Origin of the sequence: Pseudomonas sp. Irchel s3a12, assembly GCF_900187485.1 — a bacterium.
GTDB lineage: Bacteria > Pseudomonadota > Gammaproteobacteria > Pseudomonadales > Pseudomonadaceae > Aquipseudomonas > Aquipseudomonas neuropathica.
Map to the genome: position 1 here is coordinate 626848 of NZ_FYDN01000001.1, position 14528 is coordinate 641375.

The window sequence follows — 14528 nt, forward strand, 5'->3', positions numbered from 1 at the left end:
GATTTGCCTGCCTGCACGCGCGCTTGCATACCTGCCTGACACACGCCCGCCCGCTGCCTGGCTGGAGACGGATCAATCACCCGTCCTACGATCATTCAGGGCCGCGAGATCAATCCTCCAATCTGCTCTCGCCCCAGCCAATGTGCAGCGAAATCGTTTATAAGCGAAGGCAATAACAGAAACGGTGCGATACGGAGTAAGCTCCTGGTTCGGGCTCTAGTGGTATTGATTTTTTGCTTGAGGTTCAGGCGTCATTTGAGCCAAAGAGCATGCTTTTTAATGCGGCAACATCAGGGGAGCTCGCTAGTTGAATGGATGTCAGCGAGCTTACACGATGCTGGAGGTTTTCAATATCGTCCAAGAGGTCGAGAATGTCTCCGATTGAGTTGATACGCTCCTGATCGAGTTTAATATCTCTGCTTGTGGAGTACGAACGCATTATTAAATCATTCAATGAATAGGTTTGCTCGTATTTTAAAACACGCTGGAAATCAATTTTTTTAATGTCTTCCTTTGTGAGTGTCGCGTATATCATGGAAAAAATATCTTCTTCATCACCCATGCCATTCACAAGCTTGGTCAGCACGCTTTTTAGTTGGCGTTCTAGCTCTTGAAGGCTCACTTCGTACCTGGGGTGAATTCGACCGTTATAAGTGAGGGAAAGCAAGTTTAGGTTGTTCAGGGTGCTTAGTAACGAATAGGCTAGATAGTTGGCGTCAAATTCCATAAAGCGCCGGAATTTGCTTTTTTTGATATTTTCCCATTGGCTGCGTTTTACTTTTCGGTACGCACCGTATGGGATGGTTTCGTTTGAGTGTCCAAATTGAACTTCGGTGCTGTCAAGATAATCATTGATGTAACTTGCGAAATCTGCCGCAATTGCGGATGCTGCCTTGACTCCAGATGTAAAAGCAATTTTTTCGTCGGTCAGGTTACTTTTTTCCATCAGACTGGAAAAATGCTCATTGGCGTCCGTTGTTAGTGCTATTAGAGTTCCAGTTTGTCGTTCTAATATGGTGTCAATTTTTGCTTCTAATGATGAAAGTGTTGATTTGTTGGCTTCGAGAGCGAGTTTTAATTTTTCGGATGCGGCACTGATGGAAATGAAACAGTATTGTTCGAAGCTTATAAAAATCTGGGGCGAAAAATAGAGATTGGAAGGCGCCTCTAGAGATTTAAGGTTGCAGACAATTCGACCCAAGTTATCGCGAACCTGAGTTCCATCAATGGAATATCCGTCATTATCTAGTTTGGCTTGAAGCTCGGGCGGTATTTTTACTGTTATATGTTTTTCGGTATCCATTTCTAGATCTCGCGTCGAATGAGGTAGAAAGGTGGTTGTGATCCACCAGTAAAAAGAGTTCTTAACCTATAAGATGATGCCGGCAGCTAGACGTAACTTTTCTTGCTTATCGGCAGGGGTTTTAGACATGTCACTTCTTGAGCGCATGGCATTTGTATTTTTACGACCAGCTGATCACTCATGTTCTGAATCCGATTCGCTCTGGGCGGTTGTTAGACTGATTTCAGCAGGAAATGCCTTGGCCATCTTTTTTTCTACGACAGGATCCATTGTTCTTGCCGTGGGCGATGTGAGAAAAGATTTGTTTACAACTACGTCATCGTATTTAACAAAGTCTTTAGGGTTTGGCCGCTTAGCCTTGTCTGACGTTTTGAAGTACGCTTTGATAATGAACTGACTTCCAGGCTGAAGATTCCAGTAATCATCGAGATTTTTCACGCTTGCCGGGAACAAAAAACGTACCCAGTTTTTTCGCCAGTATTCATTTTTTGAATTTTTCTTTTTGATTGGCGCGAAATCTTTAAGCACCAGAAGGATTAGCGGGATTTCATATTCTTCCAGATGGTGGTAGCCCCAGATCTTCCTTTCGTCTGCGAAATTCAGAAGCTCAATGAAGTCCTCGACTTTTGCGTAACCAACGTAGTCGCGAAACTGGAACCAGTGAAGATGCCAGCGCGAGAAAAAAGACTCTCTGAGTGCAGATGCGATCTCGGCGTTGTATGAAGCAGGGATCAGCACTTCATATTTTGCCCTGCCTCCTTCTTTAATTGGGCAAGGATGTTGTTCGACGCCTAAGACAGGGTTGTGACTAAAGACCTTGGTGATTTTGCTTGTCCCTGACTCACCCTTGATATGAAGGTCTTCCCTGCAAACCGGACATCTTACCAGAGGGCGTAAATTTGGTCGGTTGGAGGCATCCAACAGCGAGCCATATTCAGCACGGTAGCCCTCGACGGTGATTGGCTTTCCAGTGCGGCTGTCTTGAGCTTGATGCATGTCCCTATCTCACAAAAAATGAGATAGTGGCGTTGCGCTATGAAAAATTCAACCAGTTATTGTTGGTCAACAGGGGGTCAGCCTCTGAATGCTGGATTGTCTCGCGAGTCTAGGCCGGCGGCCCCATGGTTCAATCCCAGCTGGTAATAATGTCCAGCTATTGACGCGCAACTGACCAGGCTGCCGGCAGATATCTGGTCAGGTACGACTCCGATGAATATACGTTTGCGTGACTTTTTGACATTTTGCTGTAGGCGATAAACACGATAAAACTGTAATTGATTGAAGGGGGATGTTGCGGCTTCTACCTCCCAATCACAGTGCTCTCGAAGTACGGAGTTGATTTGATCTTCTTTTAAATCAATTTTTTCGGTCATGGTATATGCTCCTTTTTAATACTTTGCAGTGGGAGCAAGTAGCTTGTAAATGTTCTTTAGGCAGCTATCGCTGCTATCACGCGGCGGTGGGGCTAGGCGATACCAAAGTTCCTGCCTTGCTTCATTTATTTTTTGCAATGTCTGTCCAATAAAAGTGCCTGTTTAAACAAAATCTCCCGAGAGCGTCCATACCGTGCTTTGGTGCTCTTCAAAGTTGCCACCTATCTCCAGTGAGGCCTTGCTGAGCTGAGCTTTCAGGCCGGCATTGATGCCGAAGTCTTCGGTGTATGTCAGTGTCAACGAGAACTGTTTGAGACCGTGCTCTTTCCGGTTATTGGCAATCGTCTGCCACATTGGTTCGAAGGGATACCAGACAAGGTCATCTGGGATCGTTGGCGAAGCATGGCCTTCGAGGGTCGAGGTAAAGAGTAATCGCGAATTGTCATTCCGTGTATGCCCAGCCTCCATGGTTGCTGACTCACCCGTAGCTGCAAAGGTACCGCCCAGGTTGGCAGCAAACTCTCGTCCCAATCCTTTGACATGTTCTGCCCGGATGCTCGATGCACCTAGCGCAGCGAGCAAGCGAATGGCCTCTGCGAATTTGTGTTCAAAGGCAAATTTATGAAATCCCGCTAGCGGGAAATACATTGTTTGCTTCGCGGGGTGCTTTGCATAGACCAACCGCTCTTGCGGGTGGCCAGGAGGAAATTGCAGATCGCAGGCGCGCTGTGCGCTGATTACTGAAACATTATCGATTTCTGCAATCGTGTTGAGGACTTTTTCCAACGTTTTGGAGGTTGCGATGGAGATCCAGTCCAGTGGGTTCTTTTCACTTAAAATCGTTTCCCTGACGGTACGTAAATGCCCCGAGATTTTGTGCTCGACCTTGCCGTCTTTTGAAATAATAATGAGCTGATTGTTCAGCGAGTTCTGACCGTCCACAGGCTCTCCTTAGAAGTTTACGCATCTCCTACCCGAGCATCATAGTAAATGCTAGTGGGCACGTTATCCCTATTTTACCGGCGTTCCTGCGTGAAGCCTCAGCCAGAAGGATTCGGTCAGGCGACAACATTCGTCAAGATTGGAGCCGCATTGAGTGCCCACGACAGTTTCTTGCGCCATTTAGCTACCTCTAACGCGCAGGCTCTCTGAAGCTCCGGCATGAGAATTGCTGTTTGCAGTGGCTGGAGTAGAAATCTGAGGAAGAAACGAAGGGTTCAGCCTGAGCTGAACTTTCAGGAAAAAAATTCAAGTCTTCCACGATCAAGATGCTTGATGGATGCCAAGACCTGAGGCCGAAAAGAATTTTTTTTTTTGTGTCCTTCGCTCCTGCAATGGTCGCGTTCATGATCGGTTCGTCACAAGCCGTGACACCGAATGAAAGACCTAGGAGTTACGTATGAACAAGCAGTCTCCCAAACGCAGCAACCACGAAGCCGACATCAGTAACCGCAACAAAGGCACGCCCGGTACGAATATCACCGTGGATAAAAACCAAAGCAATCGCAGCAAACAACTGACCGAAAATCGCAATAAGAAATAATAGGCGGTGGGGGAGGCGGGTACGAACTGCTCGCCTCTACGACAAGGGCCTTCCAAGGAGTGCCCGTGCTTTTCGGAACTCCTCCTCGAAAGCATCGAACACTTCCCGAATGTGCCACCAAGGCAAATCCTTCTGCATCATTTCTCGAAGCAGAACCGCATTGAGCCACGCAAACCTGAACTTTCTGTTGTGCGCTGAGACGCTGCTCCATAAGCCCCCGTGCTTATTGAGTAGGTGCCTTACACTCTCCAGCAGTCCCTCCAAAACTGAGTCGCGAGGTTTGCCAGGGTGGAGTTCTTCCCAACGCCTCAGTGTCCGTTGCTTATCTGATATATCCATGTAGCGCTTGGCTAAAATCTCCCCCAAAAACGCACTCGCTCTCCCGTTGCCGTGGAAGCCGGCGTCTACCGCCAAACTGCGCAGTTGCTCAGCAATAGGTCGAGTCCAGTTCTTGTCGTGCTCATCGAATCTGGGAATCACTGATTTTAGTAAAATCTCGTTTTCAAGCTTGGCAGCTACGAGATTTTCCCATTCCCGGACACTAATCTCCGCGACAACCCAAGCGCTGACTCTAACTATGACTGCAAAAAAATCCGCGATTCTGTTGTGCTCGAAAATTGGTGTGTTCAATTGTTGGGGATCGTTATTCCACTCGTAGGCTGACATCCTCGCTGCGCTGCCTGCGCAACCAAGCTTGAGGGTCAGTGTTGAGCAAGCAATAGCGCGTATTTTTTCCTCGATAGAAGTCCTGGCAGGCAAGACCTCGCACCCCAGCTTTTTGTCCTCCACCAGCCAAGTCGTCCAGTAATCGATCGATCGTTGATCTTTGAATACCTCCCCACTAAGAAAACCTTTCCACTCCAGCTCGGATTGCCAAATGGTGTCCTGTCCATCCAAGAGGTCAGCTACCGGTGCGCGCTGAATCAACGCATCGATTGAAGCGACGCTGGTGGGCCTGCAAGGCGGGCAAGCATTTGGTGAGAAAACCCAGGCGTCGAGGCTCTTCCAGCTTGGCCAGGCAGGATCTCTACGTGCCGACTGCTCATATGAGTTTTCGAGAGCCGTTTGCCCGTAAACCAATTTGAACAAGGTAGTTATTGGAATGAAGAATAGGAAGCCTGGATAGTGACGAAGCTCTCTGCCAAGTGGTTGATGAGAATCTATGCTGTTCAGCATTCAAATGCCTAATCAAAAAGTGGTGGTATGGGAGGCCCTGATCTACGATTTACAAGCATGCTTTCCAACAAGTGACAGACCTAAGTGGTTTGGGCTTCCTGCAGCCAAGGATAGCGCCGTGATAAAAAATATCATTCTACGTGGCGTATCGAGCTATTCCCCGGATGTGAACTCATCCATCGGCCCTCTGACAAAAGTCAACGTGTTCTATGGACACAATGGCACGGGCAAGACCACCGTTGGGAACTACCTCCAAGATCCTGGCGATTTGATCTACCACCAATGCAGTGCATTGCCTTCAGATGCTGACCGTGAAGTGCTGGTTTACAACCACATCTTTACGGAAACCAATTTCCACGCTAGCTCTCAGCCAGGCGTTTTTACTCTGAACGAAGGCAATATCGAAGCAGGTAAAGCCCTTGAAGCCGCCGAGTCTGCACTCAAGAGACTCACAGAAGAACGCCAAACTGTGGTGGTGGCAGGGAATTCGCTAGGTGAGGCACAAAAGGTCAACAAGAGTGAGCTGCAAGACCGTATCTGGGTATTGAAAAAACCTTTCGACAACGCGCCTTTGAAGTACTGTTTAGCCTCCATGAATACCAAGGAAAAGCTGACAGAGAAGGTCGTCGCTCTCGATTTGGTGCAGACATCCGATACTTTCGAATTACTCTCAGCAGAGGCTGAGCAACTGCAACAGGCCAGTGATGCCGTACTGCCAGGGATACCCGCACTGAGCTTTGCTGAGGGTGAAATAGAAACCCACGATTTACTATTGGAGACCATTACTGGTTCAAGTGACTCGTATTTGTCGGCACTTATAAGTGAATTAGGTAATTCCGACTGGGTCAAGCAAGCCCTGAGCTTTGCCACCAAGGAGGAGCGTTGTCCCTTTTGCCAGCAACCGCTGCCAGTCCAGTTTTATGATGAAATCAGAAAAGTCTTCGATAAAACGTATGAGCAACGAATTGGGCAACTGGCTTCGCTGAAAAATCGATACGAAGCCGGCGTCGCTCGCTTGCAGGCCCATTTGCGCCGAACTGAATATCAGTTACCTGAGTTCCAGGCCCACATAAAAAGTCTTGAAGCCATACTGCGCCTAAACATTCAGAGTCTCTCAGCCAAAGTGGCGACTCCATCTGTTTCGATCATGTTGACTGCAACTGCGGATGCCCTTGGAGACCTCAATGCCTTGATCAGGGTCGAACAAGGGAGAATCGATTTGATCAATCTCAAGGTAAAGGACAAGAAAACCCATTTGGATAAAATCAAATCGCGCTTTTGGAACTGCTTTCGCTTGAGCTGCGATACGTTGATAACCTCGGCAAGAAAAGTACACAAAGACTATGCATCGCAGCGGGACGAAAAGCGCGACGCATTGGACGCTATTCGCGCGCAGGAACAAATACAACAGGACATCATCAACCACAGCAAATCAAAAATCACGAACATCGATCAGTCTGTCGATAGCATCAACGCATCCCTCGATATGCTTGGGCTCAAAGGATTTACTGTAGTTAGGGAGAACGGTGAGCTTCCTCTATACCGTCTCCAGAGACCTTTTCAACAGGCAGGTGTTTTCAAAACGCTCAGCGAAGGTGAGAAGACCCTCATTTCCTTCCTCTACTTTCTGGAAGTCTGCAACGGTGATTTGGACGGGAAGGGTGGCAAGCTTAAAAGCCACCGCATCATCGTCATCGACGATCCCATATCCAGCCTTTCCCACAACTACATCTACGATATCGCTTCCATGATATATCGTCGCATCCTAAACCCGAAGGATCGTTTTAAGCAGGTATTCATCCTTACCCACAACCTGTTCTTCTTCCACGAAATGCTCAAACACTTGAGGAAGTCAGACGAATATTCTCTGTTCAGGATCACCAAGGCGATGTACAGCACAATTACGCCAATGAAGCCAACAGACGTACAGAACGACTATCAATCTTTCTGGCAGACCATCAAGGATGCCCAGAAGGGGCGCACGTCTGTAATAGTGATTCCAAACATGATGCGCAACATCCTCGAATATTATTTCGCCTTCGTTCACCGTCAAGATATTTTACAGAGCGCATTGTTAGAACTTGCTGACGAGGACGTAGAATTTAGAGCCTTGTATCGATACGTGAACCGGGAATCTCATTCTGACGCTGTCAATATCAATGATTTCGGTGAGGTTGATCCTGAGCACTTTATTCAGCGATTCAAGCAGGTGTTCGTTAAAACAGGTTTTGGGGAGCATTTTGAAAAAATGATGGGCGAGTAACACGAGCGAGCTGTTCGATGCGGTTGTATTTATTCATCCTCATCTCGTCCCCGAATCCAGTCGTGATCATGGACAATCATGTCTCCGAGCAAGCCACGCTCTCGCTGAGCCAATCCTTTTTCGTGTTGAGTAATTGCGAGGGTAAGCATCTGAATTGCTGACCGGGCCACCCGCAGGGCGTTCAATACCTCTTGGGTGAACTGCTCACGGTGATGGTGCTCGACTTCAGGCGCTTGTCTACTGTAAGCCGGATCACCAAGATCATGCAGTACCACGAAGCGGTGCGTACCGGAGTTACGAAGATCCTTCTGTGAACGGAGGATGCCTTCTTTACCGGCGTAGTCTTCGGCAAGCTCCACAAGGCCATACAGAGCTTTGGCGCCGTTGCGAACCACCGTCTGGACTTTAGTCGCGAGCGGGCGCACCCCCGTCAATTTATCTGGTTCTCCCCGCCATAACGTGCCGAAGTAGATCTTGTTGTAGGGTTGTCCTAGTTCGAAGTAATGATTCGCCGTGACAGCGACCTTGTCGAGCAGATCAAGCGCTGTCCTGTGAGCGAGTATGAGTGCCGAGGTATCTGGGCCATAGGTGGCAAAGTCGAGCGTGTCTGAGAATCGCCCTGTCTTCGGCCAAACGCTTTCGTCGACGGCTCGCCATGCCAGATCACGGGCCAGAATAAAGTCGCTCTTGAGTATGTTGAACATGGCGAATAGAGGTGGGGGCGTCGCCGCTGCGTCGGGCTCGCGCTCCAGTATCCCGGGAAGCATGAGCCAGTCCAGCTTGCCCAATGTTGGGTCAACGAGTTCGACAGCTGGAGCGAGCGTTAATCGTTCAGCTTCCACCCATGTGATGAACGGATCCGTGTGTGGTGAACGGGGTGGTGGATCTCCGAGCTTTTTAGCGAATGCTGAGATCTCTCTTGCTGCCTGCGCACCCGCATATTCGACAATTCGATCCTCATATCTGTGCGCAATTTTAGCCAGCATGATGGCTTCAATGCGTGTCAGATCAGAGCATCCTCCTTGGTCAAAAAGCCACAGCAAATCACGGGCCGCCCGGTATGCGGCAACTCCGTTTTCAGGATCGATTTCAAGAGCAGTAAGCCTTGCATCATGGGCTTCGCCCAGCCGTAAACTATTGCTGAACTGGTTCGCGAGATTCGTCCAGGCCTGTGTTCTCAGTGATGGCTTAGCATTAACGTCTTGACCAACCTTCCAGAAGCACCGGCGCGCCTGCGCACGGTGCTCTCGATTACGCTCTTGGTGATCCAGCCAACTGAAATTCCCCGGCGGACGCCCAGCCGCCGCGACGAGCGCGTTTGCGAGATTGTAGGTGACCTCTGTGGTTGGATGCACACTGTGAAGCTCTTGAAACAAAGTGAGGCCTTCTTCAATGGCATCCTGCTGCTGGGTCATCACACCTCCATCCACCAGAGTACTCGCTCGAAGATTCATCCAATTGAGGCGATCGGGTGTATCGAGGTCGATCTGTCGTGCTTGTGTTACAGCCAGATCAGGGTCGGTATTCAACAAATGATCGAGGTGCGCATGCAGCTTGTTGTAACGGCTAAGTCCTGATGGCATGAGGGCTCTCGTGTGATGGGTGCAATGTGCGTCATTCACCGACGTACCATAGCTCACCACGGCGCTCAGTTTTGAGACTTGAGAACCCGTCTTGGATTATCAATGGCAAAATGCGCGAACGATTGACCGGCAAGGAGCCATCGCCGTAGGCTAATGCTCAGGTTTCATCGTCCAGGGAAGGCCATGATTGAGTTTGCATGCAAACACTGCCAACAAAGCATTCGCTTGAGCGACAATAAGGCTGGTATCTCTGGTAGATGCCCTCATTGCACAGAGCCGGTGACTGTTCCCCTCGCGAGTGACTTGCCGCTGCATGACGATGTTTTCGTCGAATTTGAGCCAACACAGCCCATCGTTTTACGCCCTAGCGAGGGAAGTGGAAGTGCAGATTTAGGGTCACGATCCGTTACGCTCGCCAGAAGCGCTATCGCATGGTTTTTTGGACTGCTTTTTCTGGGGTTGTTCCTGTTGAGCGTTTGGCGGTATCCACTAGTGTCGCTGCCGGCACTGGCCGGTGCGTCATTGCTCATCCCACCTTTATATGAACGAGTTCGGTCTCTACTTGGATTAAATTTAGGTATTCAGTCGAAGATCATCGGCTCGGGCGTGCTGTTCATCTGCTACATGGTGATGTTCAACTCTGCCACGTCCAATGAAAAGGCCGAGCGCAGCAAGCTTGCGCAACAACAGGTCGAGCAGCAGCGTCAGGCCGAGCGCACCCAGACCGCTCATTACCTCAAGTCGAACAAAGCTGCGATCCAAGCCGAGGCGAACGCTCTTATTGATCAGGGCAAGATTGCCGACGCGCTGAACGTTGTTCGCAAGTATCAAGGTCTTGGAGACGCCGACATTGATGCAATCGCACTGAAGGTGGAGCTAAAAAATAAGGCTATGGCTGTTGAGGCCAAAAAGACCAAACTCGTCGAGAGCCTCGCCACTATCAAAGATGACAATGTCTCTGCGCGGGCCAGAATTTACGAGCAACTGGTCACTTTGACTCCTGACAATGCCGCGTACAAAAAACAGCTGGCGGAGCTCAATATTAAAATCACGCAGGCTGCCGCGAATAAGAAATTACAGGATGAGGCTGCCACACTCAAAGCCTACCAACAACAAATGGGGCTGGTTTGGCGCTACGGTACCCACAACGATGATATGACTCAAAAAGAGGTACTGACTGCGCAGGTCGATTCGACCAACACGTTGTCCTTCGGTTTTCCATATGCAGGCGCACAACGGGCTACGCTCGAATTACGAAAACATCCTCGGTGGGGATCGGACGTTATCCTACAGATTGAGCGGGGGCAGTTTCTGTGCAGCAGCTACGACGGTTGCAGCGTAAGCGTTCGATTTGGCGATGGCAAGCCTCAACGTTTTTCTGCCAGTGAGCCGAGTGACAACAGCACAACGTACCTCTTCATTTCCGACTACAGCAAGTTTATGAGTCAGCTTCGCAAGGTCGATGAAGTGGTCATCGAGGCGAGCTTTTATCAGGCGGGTAATCAGACGTTGAAGTTCTCTACAGCAGACTTGAACTGGAAGTAATGTCGCGAATTTATTCATGAGTCTAGATCGGCTGGTGGTGGAGGAGACGGCAGGAAAGCCGGATCTTCAGCATAGAGTCAAGTCGGTTAGAGAGTGGAAGCAACTGCCACGAAAGCCTAGACCAATCGGTCAGGGAGGAGTTTCTTAGATTAACCTGCAATCGACGTTTATAACACCATATGGTGGTGTTGTTGAGCTAACCTCATCCGGACTAACACGCTTAGTTTGGGCTAGTCGGACTCTGACGAGATCTACACACGCAGGGATGGCATAAAAGGACTTCTATGCGGCTGATCAATTTCCATACCGAGCATCCTGCTACTCAGGACGTGTTCCCCGGCGGTAGCCACGACAAGGTGGCGAGCGCAATACATGGTCTTTTGCTGAGCGACGGGCCTTCCAAGGTCGTCGGCCTGGACGGTGAGTTTGGCTCTGGCAAGAGCTCGATTTTGTATATGTTGAAGTCAAAGCTGACGGCTGCGGATTCTGACTTCAGGGTATGGGTTTTCGATTGTGAGCAAAATTATCAGGGATCGACCAAGAGCAACTTCATCGAGCTCTTCACCGACGAGGTACTCAAGGAAGTACCTCATGTCAGCAAGGCTGCAGAGGCCCTCAAGGCCTCCCGCGATCGAGCCCTCGGGCGCTTGTTCGAGTACAACAAACGAACAACGAGCCGCGTCAGTGCTTGGGCGTTGGCGCTTGTCGCTAGCCTGTTTTTCGCCGCCACCTCATTCCGGGAGCTTTTCGCACTTTCGCGTAGCTCTCATGCTGCATTCACAGGTACATCGCCCGAAGCCGCCGCGCTCATCAACACGTTGCAAGATCCCTTTTGGTGGCTTATCGCGGTGCACCTTGTTTCATTTTTCAGCCCTGTGCTGATCCTTGCCGCTGCCAAATTCTGCCATAGGAAGGTGCAGGTCGGTGCCCAGAAGTGGAGCCTTCTGAGCCTTTTCAAAGGCTCCAGCGACGACCATATTGAGGAGAAGATTGAAGTGGGCAAGGAGGTTACGCCTCTTGATCTCAAAAAGACGCTTCTCGAACAGCTGAAGGTTGTTGAAGACAAGCGTTACGTCATCATCTTGGACAACCTTGATCGCTTGCCAAAGGAAAGCCTTAGGTCGGTTTGGAGCGACCTAGAGATCTTTATTGAGGCTGCTTCCAAAGCTGCGAATCTGACCGTGATCGTTCCATTCTGCTCAAACAAAGTGGCGGAATACCTGAAGGCAGACGGAGATCGACGTTACGATGCCAGGGACTTCATAGCGAAAAAATTCCCGGTGGTGTTCCGTTCGCCACCGGTAATTACCTCAGGCTGGAAAGATGGATATCGTCAGCTGTGGAAACACACCTTTCCGGATGTCGGCGGAAACGTCATTGAGCAGAGCGCACAGCTACTGCAGCGTCACAGCCCCATGGCCAATAGCCTAGTTACGCCACGGCTGCAAAAAAAATTCATCAACGACATAGCCACTACAGCCTTGGTGGTGGGAGAGGAGATCAGCCTTCTTGCTATCGCCAGCCATATTCTGCTCTGCAAGTATGCTGAGCTCTCGTTGGTGGAGATCCTCCGCACTGATGGGTTCTCGGCGGCCTATGAAAAAGAGATTGGGGACGAGCAAGGTGGGCTGGTCAAAGACACTAAAGCCATTCTGAGCGCCACCCTCGGCGATTCCATGGAGGCTGGATGGCAGATCCAATTCCTGCAGATTCATTACCTCACCACAGGTGATATCGCGATCGCCGAACTTTTGGACACGCCATTAGCAGAGGCCTTCGCCAACGAGGATTACGAGGCGCTGGGTGGTCTTACTTCACTGTTCGGTTTCTCCGACGCCATGAAGCGTCTGGTTGCCCAGCGCCCTCTGTTGGCGTCTCTGCTGCCAACCATTTCCAAAGCCCATCAAGTGCAGGAAGACGAATGGATCGAGCCGCTCTTAGAACTGATCAATACCGCGCAGCTGAAATTGTTCGGCGAGTCCCAGACAGGCTCTGAAGAGTTCTATGACGCCGTATCTTATTGCAAAGGTCATGGGTTGGATGGGCAGCTATTGACTGGTCATGGCGGTCAGCTGAAAACCAACCTGATGAAAATTCTGAATTCGCCTTTTGATCAAGAGCAGTTGCAGCCGGCTTGGGATCTACTGCAGGAGTACGACAAATATCTTCAGGCTCAAGGTTTTGAGTTTGAAGAGATCGTTGTGAAACGGTCTGAGTATGTGATGCACCTACTGGCTGATATTGCCCATTTGAAAGTGATAAAAGCCAATGGCTTCACCTTCGCGAACGTGGGTCTGTCAGATGCTCACCTGCAATTGGTCAGTTGCACTGATCATCCAATCAGCGGGGTGACTTTGCCGACCGAGTGCGTCGTACCTGCGCTCGAATGGTTGTACGCGGAGCGGAATCTTGGAGGCGGTATCACCGGTGGTATCACGGCAGCGGATGTGGCCGTCTTGGCGAAATTCACTGGCGCTGCCGGCGAAGTGGAGAGCGCGGTACTGGGCTTGGCATTAGCCACGGATGTCGATCAAGTCATCGCTACTGCGATTACGACGTTGCTTGCAAACAGCGCCAATCCGTTGGTCAAGGCGGTGGCGGCAGCTACGTACATTCGCCAAGCTGACGCCGATTCACTAGCCAAACTGGACGATTTGGATGGTGTCTTGGAGTCCTCTGTCTTCCGAGCGCTTGCAAATGCTACGGTTACCACAGCTGCTCTTTTCCAATTATTGCCGGATGAAAAGGTTGGTGAGGCGATCAGTGGATTCTTGGCTTACCTAATCCAAGGGGAACATATTGGGCCACTGCAATGTAGTTGGGTAGCATCTAACTTCGGCCTGTTGACGAAATCGATTGAGCCTTTTGGAGTGTCTGAGCTTGATTTGGCAACTTGGCTGACAGGATGGGACGCTCCTATCGAGAAGTGCTGTCAAGATATTCTCAAAGTTGACGTAAATTTGATCAATGTCGTCATGAAGTCAGATAAGAGTGTGCTGCCCAAAACTCGGGAGAGTGTGCTCAAGCAGCTCACGAGTGATGAGCGGACTCGTGATGAATGGGTTCAGATCATCTCGGCAGGGGCGAAACAGCACCAGGCAATCACGAGTTCGATAGTGCAGAATGGAATCTCCATACCCACGATTACGGCAGTTAGCGATGCTTTGATCGATGTGCTTACTTCTCTCGCTAATGGTACCCTCACCTCGCCATGGGGAGCGGCCCAATACGCCCTGATGGATTCGTTGCTTAAGTTGCTTGATGCGCAGCAGCGCGATGTTATCGGGATTCGCTTGAGGTCAATGCTCTTTTCTGAATCCGTAGAGCCTGACAATTTCGCTATCCCGCTTTCGAAGTACGGTCACCTGATTCCGGACATTCAGCCCTCTAATCCGCAAGAGGTGCAACGGATCGTACTGTTCTTGGCGTACCTTAGCCGGAAGCCTGAAAGCCTTCCAGCTTTGGCCAAATTCTTCGATGCGAAGGCCGAGCAGATTGCAGCATTCAAATACTCAAGTGAACTCCGGAGTACGATGGGCGAAGCCGTTGCCAAGCTTTCTGAGATCACCCCAGCCCTGTACAAAAAGTTTGCACAGACCAAGGGTTTCAAGCGCATGATCCAGTCGCTCAAAAAGGCCGCACGTGATCCGGAACCTGAGCAAGATACGTGATCGCTGCTCCTGGCGTGCTGTAGGGATACTGCGCTTGCCGAAGTGTTTGGTCTTCAGCGAGTACGATGTCC

General features: G+C 50.1%; 10 protein-coding genes. 4 read left to right on the plus strand and 6 right to left on the minus strand.

Annotated features, from left to right (window positions below):
• Positions 1-244: 244 nt before the first annotated feature.
• The 4 genes from CKW14_RS02965 to CKW14_RS02980 form a co-directional block, all read right to left on the minus strand.
• Positions 245-1303 carry a hypothetical protein gene (locus CKW14_RS02965; RefSeq protein WP_095124610.1) on the minus strand — a complete coding sequence of 353 codons (1059 nt, stop codon included), beginning with the start codon at positions 1301-1303 and terminating at the stop codon, positions 245-247.
• A 174-nt stretch (positions 1304-1477) separates the two neighbouring features.
• On the minus strand, positions 1478-2299 hold the full coding sequence (locus CKW14_RS02970) for a hypothetical protein (protein WP_141231769.1): 822 nt from the start codon (positions 2297-2299) through the stop codon (positions 1478-1480).
• A 77-nt stretch (positions 2300-2376) separates the two neighbouring features.
• Positions 2377-2676 (minus strand): hypothetical protein, encoded by a 300-nt coding sequence (locus CKW14_RS02975; protein WP_095124612.1) that lies wholly within the window; start codon positions 2674-2676, stop codon positions 2377-2379.
• A gap of 162 nt (positions 2677-2838) precedes the next feature.
• A complete protein-coding gene (locus CKW14_RS02980) occupies positions 2839-3618 on the minus strand; it encodes a hypothetical protein (protein WP_095124613.1) in 780 nt (259 codons plus the stop codon).
• Between the two features lie 457 nt (positions 3619-4075).
• On the opposite strand from CKW14_RS02980, the gene CKW14_RS29915 reads away from it, so the two are divergent.
• Entirely contained in the window at positions 4076-4219 is a 144-nt protein-coding gene (locus tag CKW14_RS29915) for a hypothetical protein (RefSeq protein ID WP_176471239.1), read from the plus strand.
• 36 nt (positions 4220-4255) lie between these two features.
• Here the strand turns inward: CKW14_RS29915 and CKW14_RS02985 are convergent, their stop codons facing one another.
• Positions 4256-5395, minus strand: coding sequence for a hypothetical protein (locus CKW14_RS02985; protein ID WP_095124614.1), 1140 nt, complete (start codon positions 5393-5395; stop codon positions 4256-4258).
• Positions 5396-5513: 118 nt separating this feature from the next.
• Here CKW14_RS02985 and CKW14_RS02990 point away from each other — a divergent pair, with 118 nt between their 5' ends.
• Positions 5514-7658 (plus strand): AAA family ATPase, encoded by a 2145-nt coding sequence (locus tag CKW14_RS02990; RefSeq protein WP_095124708.1) that lies wholly within the window; start codon positions 5514-5516, stop codon positions 7656-7658.
• A 29-nt stretch (positions 7659-7687) separates the two neighbouring features.
• Here the strand turns inward: CKW14_RS02990 and CKW14_RS02995 are convergent, their stop codons facing one another.
• Positions 7688-9241, minus strand: a complete 1554-nt coding sequence (locus CKW14_RS02995; RefSeq protein ID WP_095124615.1) for an LA2681 family HEPN domain-containing protein — start codon at positions 9239-9241, stop codon at positions 7688-7690.
• A 183-nt stretch (positions 9242-9424) separates the two neighbouring features.
• Here CKW14_RS02995 and CKW14_RS03000 point away from each other — a divergent pair, with 183 nt between their 5' ends.
• Both CKW14_RS03000 and CKW14_RS03005 read left to right on the plus strand, forming a co-directional pair.
• Positions 9425-10786 carry a hypothetical protein gene (locus CKW14_RS03000; protein WP_141231770.1) on the plus strand — a complete coding sequence of 454 codons (1362 nt, stop codon included), beginning with the start codon at positions 9425-9427 and terminating at the stop codon, positions 10784-10786.
• Positions 10787-11070: 284 nt separating this feature from the next.
• Entirely contained in the window at positions 11071-14457 is a 3387-nt protein-coding gene (locus CKW14_RS03005; RefSeq protein ID WP_095124617.1) for a P-loop NTPase fold protein, read from the plus strand.
• Positions 14458-14528: the final 71 nt, after the last annotated feature.

What these genes read in the sequence shown, in the direction of transcription:
- CKW14_RS02995 (WP_095124615.1), bottom strand. Translation starts at nt 9,241, where the DNA reads ATGCCATCAGGACTTAGCCGTTACAACAAGCTGCATGCGCACCTCGAT.
- CKW14_RS02975 (WP_095124612.1), bottom strand. Translation starts at nt 2,676, where the DNA reads ATGACCGAAAAAATTGATTTAAAAGAAGATCAAATCAACTCCGTACTT.
- CKW14_RS02970 (WP_141231769.1), bottom strand. Translation starts at nt 2,299, where the DNA reads ATGCATCAAGCTCAAGACAGCCGCACTGGAAAGCCAATCACCGTCGAG.
- CKW14_RS29915 (WP_176471239.1), top strand. Translation starts at nt 4,076, where the DNA reads ATGAACAAGCAGTCTCCCAAACGCAGCAACCACGAAGCCGACATCAGT.
- CKW14_RS03000 (WP_141231770.1), top strand. Translation starts at nt 9,425, where the DNA reads ATGATTGAGTTTGCATGCAAACACTGCCAACAAAGCATTCGCTTGAGC.
- CKW14_RS03005 (WP_095124617.1), top strand. Translation starts at nt 11,071, where the DNA reads ATGCGGCTGATCAATTTCCATACCGAGCATCCTGCTACTCAGGACGTG.
- CKW14_RS02985 (WP_095124614.1), bottom strand. Translation starts at nt 5,395, where the DNA reads ATGCTGAACAGCATAGATTCTCATCAACCACTTGGCAGAGAGCTTCGT.
- CKW14_RS02965 (WP_095124610.1), bottom strand. Translation starts at nt 1,303, where the DNA reads ATGGATACCGAAAAACATATAACAGTAAAAATACCGCCCGAGCTTCAA.